The sequence below is a fragment of the Lactobacillus sp. UBA5813 genome, assembly GCF_002417895.1.
Lineage (GTDB): Bacteria > Bacillota > Bacilli > Lactobacillales > Lactobacillaceae > Lactobacillus > Lactobacillus amylolyticus.
The window spans coordinates 1-7,994 of record NZ_DICZ01000020.1; the positions used below are offsets into that span (position 1 = coordinate 1).

The following is a 7,994-nucleotide window of genomic DNA, read 5'->3' on the forward strand; positions in this document are numbered from 1 at the left end:
TTGCTTCGTCTCCGAAAAGAACCCTTTTGATTGCACGTTCTTTATATTCCTTGGAGCAATAAGTATGAGGCTTATCAAGAATGGAAAAGCCATGAATTTTAATCAGTTTTACCAAATAGTTTATAATTTCTTTTCTTACTCCATATTTTTACCTAAATAGGTTCCGCGTTTCTCTTCTAAAGTCCATTCTTTAAAAATATGAATTTTATCTTGTTTAGATAATTTAGACATAGTAAAACCCCCGAAATCCGTGTCCGAATTTCGGGGGGTCACTACACTAGCTTGTTGCTAGAAGTCTTTTTGTTTATCTTTAATCTTTTAAAGGCAAAATCTTTAAGTCTTTATCAGTATGGGTAAAGGTTTCAAAACCATCTTTGGTGACAACGCCACAATCTTCGATTCTAACACCGGAAAAACCTGGAATATAAATTCCTGGTTCGATGGAGAAACACATGCCTTCTTCAAGAACTAGATCGTTTCCTTGAACAATTGATGGAAATTCGTGGACATTTTTACCAATTCCGTGACCTAAGCGGTGGATGAAGTATTCACCATAGCCTGCCTTAGTAATAATGTCGCGAGCAACGCTGTCCAATTCTTCAGCCGTAATTCCAGGTTTGGCAGCTTCGATTGCAGCTTGCTGGGCTTCACGATCCACTTCATAAATTTCTCTTTGCTTGGCAGTTGGTTCACCATAGGCAACAGTTCTGCTTGAATCAGAAGCATAGCCTTCATGCATGGTTCCGAGATCAAATAAAACCAATTCGTTAGGTTTGACTCGGTTCATCGTTGGGCCCAAGTGAGGGTTTGCGGCGTTTTTCCCAGCTTGGACAATCGTTTCAAAACTTTCATGCATAACGCCTTTTTGAATTTTTAATTGATAATCGATCTGTCCAGCAATGCTGCGTTCAGTAGCCCCAGTCTTAATAGCGTCGAATCCAATCTTAAATGCAAAGTCGGCTTCGGCTCCGGCACCTTTTAATTTTTCAATTTCTTCTGGAGTCTTGTAAAGACGGATTTTTTCTACGAATGGAGATACATCGCCGCCGAAATCAGCATTTGGAAATTGCTGATGCAAAAGTTGATAATGAGCTACTGACAGATCGTCTTTTTCAATTGCCCAATTTTGATAATTCCTAGTTCTTTGCTTAACATGGTTAGCAATCATCTGCCATGGTTTTTCTGAGTCAAGATAGCCAAAGACATCACCGTTCCATGCGCTCGCTTTAGCCTCTTCGACATTTAATGCTGGGGTAAAAACGAAGGGTTCAGCATCTTTAAAAGCGACTAAAGAAAAGATTCGCTCATGTGGATCCATTTCATAGCCAGTGAAATAAGCAATAGTAATTGGGTTAGAAATATAGGCTACGTCTTGGTTGTTGTCTTGCAGCCATTGTTGTAATTTTTCTAGGTTCATATTTTTCCTTTCTAAAAGAAAATTTGTTAATATTTTCAATCAAGTATATCATGAATAAGCATAAAAAAATGAAAAAAAGCAGAAAGCGCTTGCAATTGCGGAGCTTTGGTGTTAAATTACTCTATGTGTATTTTTGAGATGTAAAATATAAAGAAGCGATGAACTTAGAATGCATAAGCAAGAAGTTACGATTTATGATGTTGCTCGAGAAGCTAAAGTTTCCATGGCAACAGTCTCTCGTGTTATTAATGGCAATAGCAATGTTAGAAAAGAAACACGTGAACGGGTTGAAGCAGTAATTAATCGTTTGCATTATCAACCTAATGCAGTTGCTCAGGGCTTAGCCTCAAAGAAGACAACGACAGTTGGTTTGATTGTTCCAGAATTAACCAATCTTTATTTTGCTGAACTTTCCAAAGGAATTGACGATATTGCATTGCTTTACAAATACAATATTATTATCAGCAGTATTGAAAACCGCTTAATGAAAGAAGACGAAGTAATCCAAAGTTTGCTTAACAAGCAAGTAGATGGCGTTATCTATATGTCTAATCGTCTGCCAGATAAAGCAGCTAATGCTTTCAAGCGGACAAACACGCCAGTAGTTTTAGCAGGGACTAAGGATAACCGGGATGAATTTGCTTCAGTAACGATTGACTATCAGAAGGCCGATACAGAAGCTTTGAATTTAATGTATAACGACGGCAAGAAGAACTTGGCAATTGTGGTTGGCGATCCTGATGCAGTTGTTAATAAGGAAAACAGAATTCCTGCTTATCGTAAATTCTTAGCTGATCATGATATTACAGAAGAGCATATTTATACCAAAATTAATGACTACTCTGACGGCTATAATCTTTATTCTCAACTTGAAAAAGACGGCGTAGATGGTGTTATTGTCACTCGGGATGCTACTGCAGTCGGAATTTTGAATTCTGCAATGGATGCAGGCAAGAACATTCCTAAGGATTTGGAAATTATTACTGCAAGTGCTACGCAAATTGTTTCAGTTGTTCGTCCGGCTTTGACTACAATTAAGCAGCCTTTGTACGATATGGGTGCAGTTGCAATGAGAATGTTGACGAAATTAATGAATAATGAAAAAGTAGACGACATTCACGTTCAATTGCCATATGAATTGCTTAAAAAGCAAAGTACTTTAAATCAATAATAATCCAAGCAGAGGTCGATCAGTTCGACCTCTTTTTTGTGTTACAATTGCATGTATACTAGCACTTAGAATGGATGTCAGCTATGGATCATCAATACGAAACATTGGATTTAATTGAAGAAGTCACACGTAAGGACGGCAGCAAGTATTACGAAATTTCCAATATTGATCAAAACGGGATCGCAGAATTGGCTGCCAACCGCGGTTATATTAAGCGCGTGCAGATTTTACAAGTAAACATTGCTCGAACTAAGCCGTTAATTACTTATGAAAAGTACATTAATGAAAACTATCATCTGCAAACTTTATTAAATGAAGATGACTGGAAAAATTCGAAATGGGTTGAATGGGAAAAGCCTAAAGGTAAAATTTTAGATGCGTATAAGATGGTTTTAAAGGCCAACCGGATAGGATAAGGGAAATTCTCATGGAAAATATTCGTATTTTACACACAAATGATCTTCATTCTCATTTTGAACACTTTCCTAAAATAGGACGTTATTTGCATCAAATGCAAGAAAAACCGAATGCCGATGAAGTTTATACTTTTGATGCCGGGGATTTTATGGATCGTTCACATCCGTTGACTGATGTAACTGAAGGTCAGATCAACATCAAATTGATGAATGATTTTCATTACACAGCTGGCACGATCGGCAATAATGAAGGTATTTCTAATCCACATGCCGTTTTAGAGCATTTATTTGATCATGTTAACCATCCGATTCTATTGTCTAATTTGTGTGAAGAAGATGAGAGTTTTCCTAAGTGGGCAAAAGACTATGAAATTTTGACTACCAAAAAAGGCACTCGCATTGCTTTGGTTGGTCTAACAGCGGCTTATCCAATGACTTATGGCCCTAATCACTGGAATATTAAAATGCTGGGTGAAACGATGGATCGCGTTTTGCCTGAAATTGAAGGCAAATATGATGTGCTGATTTTAATTACGCATGTCGGTTTAAAAAAAAATCGGTGGCTAGCAAAAAATTATCCACAAATTGACTTGATTGTTGGTGGACACAGTCACGATTTAATTCCAAATGGTGAAAAAGTCAACCAAACCTGGATTACGCAGACAGGCAAGTGGGGAAATTATGTTGGTGATATTATGCTTGAAGTTAATGATCAGCATCAAGTAGTTAAAATTGCGCCAACAACAATTAGTACTGCTTCAATGCCTGAAGAAGCAGGCGATGAACAAATTATCCAAGGTTATCTTGAGCAGGGAAAGCAAATCTTAGAGCAAGATCATGTTGCATATTTGCCAGAAAAATTTGCTGATGATAAAGTAGCGGCCATTCAAGTATCGCTTGATGCAATTGCTCATTTTGCCAATACTGACTTGGCAATGTTGAGTTCGGGCCTGTTTTTATCACCTTTTAAGGCAGGAACTTTAACAAAATTTGATTTGCAAAAGGCCTTGCCACACCCAATGCATGTAGTAAGAACGAAACTGAAGGGCAGCGATCTTTGGCGTTTGGTGATGGAGATTGAAAAGAATCGCCATTATTTAGACCATTTTCCTTTGCAAGGGATGAGCTTTAGGGGAAAAATTTTTGGTCAAATGTATTATCGTGGGATTAAAGTGGACAAGCTCCACCGGATCGTTTATGTAAATGGTCAAAAGATTGACCCAGAAAAAGATTATCAAATTGCAGGTCTGGACCATTATGTATTGGTTCCATTTTTCCCAACTTTAGCGATCGTTGGTGAAAACGAATTTCTATTCCCACAGTTATTACGCGAAGTTGTTGGCGATTATCTCGCACAAAAATATCCGATAAACGCAAGAAGTGAAGTAAATGACAGAAAAGAACAGATCAAATTCCGAAACAGAAAACAAATTTGAAAAAGAACAGCCTCTGCGCCATCCACTAGCTGTCGTAGCGCAAGATGATGATAAATTAAAAATCAATAAGCAGCTGTATCGTATTATCGTTGATAAAGATAATGCACTTGACTTAGAGATGCTGCGCAAAAAGTATGATCCTTACTTGGATCAATACGATTATATTGTGGGTGATGTGTCGAGTGAACATTTGCGTCTAAAAGGTTTTTATAAAAATGTTGTTAGAACTGCAATCGATAGTAAGCAGAGAGCAATTGCGGATTACTTGATTGAATATTGCAATCCTGGGGCCGCTTATTTTGTGCTAGAATTGATTTCTCCTACACATAAGTATAACTATAGTCGCTCACAGGAAAAACGTCCTGGGCGTTATCATAAGTACCGTTATTCAAATAGGCATCGGACGCGCTTGAAGAATAACTTTAAAAAACGACGCGTTTATCAAACTCGTTTTCCAAAGAAGAAAACAATTGCCGTTCAAAAGGGCAAAGGTCGTAATCATGCTTTCGTAATTAAAAAGAGAAAGGATTAGCAGTGAAAGACTATCGCATTTTTTTAATCGATCTTGATGGTACAGTCTATCGCGGAGATGAAACTGTTGAATCTGGAGTCCGTTTTGTTCATCGATTAGCGGATGCCAAGAAGGATTATCTTTTTTTGACCAACAATACGACTCGTACACCGCAGATGGTAGTTGATAAATTAAAAGGGCACGGAATTGAAACAGATACGGCCCATGTTTATACACCATCAATGGCCACTGCAAGCTATATTTTGCAGCGCAATCATCAAAAGAAAATCGGACTGTACATTATTGGTGAGATTGGTCTATGGTCAGAGATGCTCAGCCATCCTGAATTTGAAATTAACGAAAAAAATCCAGACTATGTCATCGTCGGTATGGATAGGGATTTGACCTACCACAAAGTTAGAGTTGCAACTAGAGCAATTCGCAATGGTGCTACTTTTATTGGTACCAATGCGGATTTGAATTTGCCACTCGGGGATGAATTAATTCCAGGCAACGGTGCTCAATGTGCGATGGTCGCTGCCGCAAGTGGCCAAAATCCGCTTTATATTGGCAAGCCGGAATCGATTATTGTCGAAATGGCATTGGCCAAGGTCGGTCATACTAAAGATGAGGCCATTATTGTTGGCGATAATTACAATACTGATATTCGGGCTGGTTTTAACAGCAATGTTGATCAACTTTTAACACTGACGGGCGTTACGCAAAAACAGGACATTGTTGGCAAAAAACAGCCGACTATTTTAGTTAACAATTTAGATGAATTAAATTATGAGAAGAAATATTAATCCACTGACTATTTTGTATCATTTTTTATTTGGTCTCTCTAGTAGTGTGGTCGGAGCAATTATCGCGAGTTGGCCACTGCTGTTTATTTTTATGCTTGTGCAGAAAACAAATGAGATTGTACATATGTCGATTTTTAAAGTGATGCATAACTATAGCCAGCTGATGTGGTATTTGCTATGGCCATTTAAGCAAAAATTGAAAATGGATAATTTTCCAACATCTAAGAATGCAGCTGAGCACTTTGCCGACTGCAAAAGATTGTTTATTTGGATAGTCGTCGTTTTTATAGTATGTTTGGTTCTGCACTTTATCGCAAAAAAGCAAAAAAATAAGGCCATGCTTAAGTTGGATAAAACATGGGCTTTATTATTTTTAATTTTGCCAATTGTAATTTTACCGTTTGCATTTGCTAATTTTGATAGCTTTTTTATTGTTTTTCACCAGTTGTTCTTTTCTAATAGCAACTGGTTGTTTGATCCAACGACTGATCCGATTATTAATGTCTTGACAGAAGGCTTTTTTGCTTCTTGTTTTGCGGTTGATGGTATTATTTATGAATTATTCTTTGCTGAAAAATTATTAAGCAAATAAAAAGAGTTCCGCTAATGGAACTCTTTTTTTAATGAAATCTTCTTCTTTAAAGCTACAATTGCAATTGGTACTACTGAAACAAAGATAATTGCCAAGACAATCATCGAGAAGTGCTCTTTGACTACCAGAATATTGCCAAAGAAGAAACCAATAATTGTGAACAATCCGGTCCACATTAAACCACCGATAATGTTGTAGGTAATAAATTTGCCGTAATGCATTTTGCTTCCGCCAGAAATAAACGGTACGAAAGTTCGAATAAACGGAATAAAGCGTCCAATCACGATTGTAATTGGGCCATGACGTTCGAAAAATTTTTCGGCTGCCAAACGATTGTCGTGATTGATCAAACGATTGAACCAGCTGTGCTTTTCACCAGCTGCGGCTGACCACTTTCCAATACGATAATTTACACTGTCACCAATGATGGCAGCTAAAGCTACGATAATGTAAATCAGCCAAATATTGAGCGAGTAACGCAGGTTGGCCGCCATAGCGCTGGCAGCAAAAATAAGTGAATCACCTGGTAAGAATGGAAAGACAACTAGTCCTGTTTCGATGAAAATAATTGCAAATAGGACTAAATAGCTGCCTGCACCAAATTGATTAACAATTGTGACAAGGTGATCATCGATATGAAGAATAAAATCTATTAAAGGCATGACGACTCCTACATACTAGTTGAATGAATAGTTAATGTTTTTTCAGGGAAAAGATCGCGCATAATGGCGTTAATCGCAATCTGTACTTCACCAAAGCCAACTCCAATTACTGGCACGCGTCCATGATAAGAGATAGCGTCTCCGACCGCATAAATACCAGGTAGGTTGGTTTGCATAGAAGAATTGACTGCAATACGAGCATCGGTTAATTTTATGCCCCATTTTCTGATGAGGCGGTTATTTGCTTTAAAACCATAAGCTACTACAATTTGATCACCGCAAATTTTCTGCAGATACGTATTGCCCATCCTTTTCAACGTGACCGATAGCTGATTATCTTCTATTTGAATTTGCTTTGGAAGATACGGAGTGATAATTTTAACATTTTTTAATTGACGCAATTTAGACAATGTAGATTCGAGTCCGCGAAATTGTGGGCGCCGATGGACTAAAATAATATTGCTGAAATGAGATAATTCTAGCGCCCAATCAAGGGCAGAATCGCCACCACCGAAGATGGCGACTGTTTTTCCAGAAAATTCTTTAGGATTGCGAACATAATAATGGATTCTTTTTTCAATTTCAGAATCAAGTTTAAGTGGCAATTTTTTGGGATCAAACGCTCCATTACCAGTTGCGATAATTAAACTGCGAGTACTGTATTTATCATCAATTAAAATCTCTTCATTTCTTTTCTCAATCTGAGTAACAGAATGATTAGTTACGATTGAGGTGTCCTTATTTAATCCTTTTTTCAATTGAGTAATAAGATTGGTTGCCGTAATTGCTTGGTAAACCGGAATGTCGTTAATTGTTTTAAAAGGATAAAGCATTTGCGGTTGTCCGCCGACCTCATTTAATGAATCAAAAATGACAGTCTTTAATCCATGAAGCTGAGCATAATTTGCCGCAAATAATCCAATTGGTCCGGCACCGATAATAGCCAAATCAAATTTTTTAATTTTTAAAACTCCTTTCAAAGT

At 37.5% G+C, this 7,994-nt stretch carries 9 protein-coding genes; 6 read left to right on the top strand and 3 right to left on the bottom strand.

Annotation, left to right across the window (positions count from 1 at the left end):
- Positions 1 to 310 precede the first annotated feature (310 nt).
- On the bottom strand, positions 311 to 1,417 hold the full coding sequence (locus tag B2008_RS03915; RefSeq protein WP_281828260.1) for a M24 family metallopeptidase: 1,107 nt from the start codon (positions 1,415 to 1,417) through the stop codon (positions 311 to 313).
- Between the two features lie 169 nt (positions 1,418 to 1,586).
- Between B2008_RS03915 and B2008_RS03920 the strand changes: the two genes are divergently transcribed.
- The 6 genes from B2008_RS03920 to B2008_RS03945 all read left to right on the top strand — a co-directional run bounded on the left by B2008_RS03920 (position 1,587) and on the right by B2008_RS03945 (position 6,349).
- Positions 1,587 to 2,588 (top strand): substrate-binding domain-containing protein, encoded by a 1,002-nt coding sequence (locus B2008_RS03920; protein ID WP_281828259.1) that lies wholly within the window; start codon positions 1,587 to 1,589, stop codon positions 2,586 to 2,588.
- A gap of 83 nt (positions 2,589 to 2,671) precedes the next feature.
- Complete coding sequence (locus tag B2008_RS03925) at positions 2,672 to 3,004, top strand: hypothetical protein (RefSeq protein ID WP_281828258.1); 333 nt, start codon at positions 2,672 to 2,674, stop codon at positions 3,002 to 3,004.
- An 11-nt stretch (positions 3,005 to 3,015) separates the two neighbouring features.
- Positions 3,016 to 4,440, top strand: coding sequence for a bifunctional metallophosphatase/5'-nucleotidase (locus tag B2008_RS03930; RefSeq protein ID WP_281828257.1), 1,425 nt, complete (start codon positions 3,016 to 3,018; stop codon positions 4,438 to 4,440).
- Complete coding sequence (locus B2008_RS03935) at positions 4,394 to 4,972, top strand: YutD family protein (RefSeq protein ID WP_281828255.1); 579 nt, start codon at positions 4,394 to 4,396, stop codon at positions 4,970 to 4,972. The genes B2008_RS03930 and B2008_RS03935 overlap by 47 nt, the downstream gene beginning before the upstream one ends.
- A gap of 2 nt (positions 4,973 to 4,974) precedes the next feature.
- The gene (locus tag B2008_RS03940) at positions 4,975 to 5,757 is read left to right on the top strand and encodes a TIGR01457 family HAD-type hydrolase (protein WP_281828253.1); all 783 of its coding nucleotides are present in this window, start codon (positions 4,975 to 4,977) and stop codon (positions 5,755 to 5,757) included.
- Positions 5,741 to 6,349, top strand: coding sequence for a TIGR01906 family membrane protein (locus tag B2008_RS03945; RefSeq protein WP_281828252.1), 609 nt, complete (start codon positions 5,741 to 5,743; stop codon positions 6,347 to 6,349). Before B2008_RS03940 ends, B2008_RS03945 begins: the two co-directional genes overlap by 17 nt.
- A gap of 11 nt (positions 6,350 to 6,360) precedes the next feature.
- Here the strand turns inward: B2008_RS03945 and B2008_RS03950 are convergent, their stop codons facing one another.
- Positions 6,361 to 7,011 (bottom strand): VTT domain-containing protein, encoded by a 651-nt coding sequence (locus tag B2008_RS03950; protein ID WP_281828251.1) that lies wholly within the window; start codon positions 7,009 to 7,011, stop codon positions 6,361 to 6,363.
- 8 nt (positions 7,012 to 7,019) lie between these two features.
- Positions 7,020 to 7,991, bottom strand: coding sequence for an NAD(P)/FAD-dependent oxidoreductase (locus B2008_RS03955; protein ID WP_286822317.1), 972 nt, complete (start codon positions 7,989 to 7,991; stop codon positions 7,020 to 7,022).
- Positions 7,992 to 7,994 lie beyond the last annotated feature (3 nt).

Excerpts from the sequence above, each read along its gene's own strand:
- B2008_RS03930 (WP_281828257.1), top strand. The coding sequence starts at position 3,016 with ATGGAAAATATTCGTATTTTACACACAAATGATCTTCATTCTCATTTT.
- B2008_RS03920 (WP_281828259.1), top strand. The coding sequence starts at position 1,587 with ATGCATAAGCAAGAAGTTACGATTTATGATGTTGCTCGAGAAGCTAAA.
- B2008_RS03935 (WP_281828255.1), top strand. The coding sequence starts at position 4,394 with ATGACAGAAAAGAACAGATCAAATTCCGAAACAGAAAACAAATTTGAA.
- B2008_RS03945 (WP_281828252.1), top strand. The coding sequence starts at position 5,741 with ATGAGAAGAAATATTAATCCACTGACTATTTTGTATCATTTTTTATTT.
- B2008_RS03950 (WP_281828251.1), bottom strand. The coding sequence starts at position 7,011 with ATGCCTTTAATAGATTTTATTCTTCATATCGATGATCACCTTGTCACA.
- B2008_RS03915 (WP_281828260.1), bottom strand. The coding sequence starts at position 1,417 with ATGAACCTAGAAAAATTACAACAATGGCTGCAAGACAACAACCAAGAC.
- B2008_RS03925 (WP_281828258.1), top strand. The coding sequence starts at position 2,672 with ATGGATCATCAATACGAAACATTGGATTTAATTGAAGAAGTCACACGT.